1 protein-coding gene is annotated in these 2,040 nt (G+C 69.8%); it reads left to right on the top strand.

What is annotated here, in order from left to right; genetic code table 11:
• On the top strand, positions 1-1,673 hold a 1,673-nt coding region (locus JNW98_RS35365), incomplete at its 5' end, for a PQQ-binding-like beta-propeller repeat protein (RefSeq protein WP_223772359.1).
• Positions 1,674-2,040: the final 367 nt, after the last annotated feature.

The raw sequence follows: 2,040 nt of genomic DNA, 5'->3' as shown, positions 1-2,040 counted from the left end.
AGGCGCCCCCACCGCCGCCGGGTGCCCCCCAGGCTCCGTCCGCGCCCCCTGGCGCGCCGTTCGCCCCGCCGCCGGGCGCTCCTCAACCGCCGCCTCCGCCGGGGGCACCGCACACCCCGCCGTTCCCGGCGGGCGGTTACGGCTACCCGGGCCCGGCCGGCCCCGGCGCCCCCACGCCCGTCCAGCCGTTCCCGCAGTACGGGGGCGGGGGCTACCCGCCGCCGCCCGCGCCGTCCGGCGGCGGCTCCAAGAAGCGGATGACGGTCATCGTCAGCGCCGTGACCGCGCTGGTGCTCGCCGTCGGCGGCGGTGTCTGGTTCGCCACCCAGGGCGGTGACGACAAGGACGACAAGCCCACCAACTCCGCTGACAAGGGCGGGAAGAAGGAGCAGGGCGGCAAGGGCACCGGCGGCTCGGGCGGGTCCCAGGACCAGAAGCCGAAGGAGGGCAAGCTCCTCTTCGGCGCCGACCAGCCGGTGGTCGACGACAGCCGGCCCGCGGCCGGCATGTGGGTCACCGACAAGGTCTTCGCCAAGGGCGACCTGGACAAGGTCGTCGGCTACGGACTGGCCGGCGGCAAGCAGTGGGAGATCCCGCTGCCCGGCGACATCTGCTGGGCGCCGAAGCACGTCACCGAGGACGGCAAGACGGCCGTCGTCGTCGAGGAGGTGCCGCCGTCCTCCGGAAAGCCTTACGGCGGCCCGTGCAATCAGATCGTGGCTCTGGATCTGAACAACGGGAAGAAGTTGTGGCAGAAGTCGGTCAAGGTCGGTGACCGGACGGTCCAGTTCGACGAGGTCACCGTCGGCGGCGGGACCATCGCGGCCGGCAGCCTCCAGGGCGGCGCCGCCTGGACGCTGGACGGCAAGGAGCTGTGGAAGCCCAAGCCGGACGCGCTGTGCAAGGACGACGGCTACGGCGGCGGAAGCAAGCTCGTCGCGGTGCAGCGCTGCGGCGACTACGAGCGCCCGCAGATGAAGATCCAGACCCTCGATCCGGTGTCCGGCAAGGCCAAGTCCACGTTCAACCTGCCCAACGGCATTGACGGCGCCCACGTGGTGTCGACCGACCCGCTGGTCATCGGCGTCAAGGTGGGCGACCACAGCGGCACCGGCGTCTCGGACTTCATGACCATCGACGACAGCGGCTCGGACGGCAAGCTGCGCAGCAAGATCTCCACGGAGAACGGCAAGTACCAGCCGCGCTGCTCGTCGAGCGGCGTCGAGTCCTGCTCCAAGCTGGCCGTCGGCAAGGACAGCCTGTACCTGCCCACGGACGACCACCAGACCGGCAAGGCCGGCGAGGTCGGCCGGATCAACGAGATCGTCGCGTTCGACCTGGCCAGCGGCCGGACGAAGGGCAAGGCCGACGGGCGCGTCGGCTCCACCCTGGTGCCGCTGGGCGTGGAGAAGGACGGCGCGGTCATCGGCTACCAGACCGCCGCCTGGCGCGCCGGCGGCTCCGTCGTGAGCATCGATCCGCAGTCGTTCGCCGCCAGGGAGCTGCTGAAGAACCCGGTCGCGACGCAGCAGACGGAGAACCAGATCTCGCCGCTGTTCGAGCAGGCGATCTGGTCGCAGGGACGGCTGTACCTCGGCCGCAAGTACCTGCACAAGCCCAACAAGTACGCGGACGGCAAGGAGTACGTCGCCATGATCTGGGGGGCCGAATGACCCGAGGGTGACCCGGGGCCCGTTGGGTGACCCGTTGAGTGACCCAGGGGGATGAATGATCCGGGGAGCCGAGTAGGCTCTTCGACCGCGGAATGATCACTGCCGCAACGGGAGTTGATCATTTCGCGAGCGCTCCACGCCGTATCCCTGTCCATCACGCGTACATGCCTGAACGATCCGTTTCAGACGCGAAGTACACGTGATTGACAGGGATTTCGGCATTCCGGGGGACTTCTCACGAGTAGGGGGCGCGGAACGTCGAACAAGCGTGTAGCTTCCGGGGGCAGAGGGCGACGAGAGACGTACGCGGGCGACAGGGGGGCAGCGCATGGGCGTGCGGCTCATGGTGGTCGACGACCATCGGCTG

Origin of the sequence: Streptomyces huiliensis (assembly GCF_020037025.1) — a bacterium.
Taxonomy (GTDB): Bacteria; Actinomycetota; Actinomycetes; order Streptomycetales; family Streptomycetaceae; genus Streptomyces; species Streptomyces huiliensis.
This window is presented reverse-complemented; position numbering and strand designations above follow the sequence as displayed.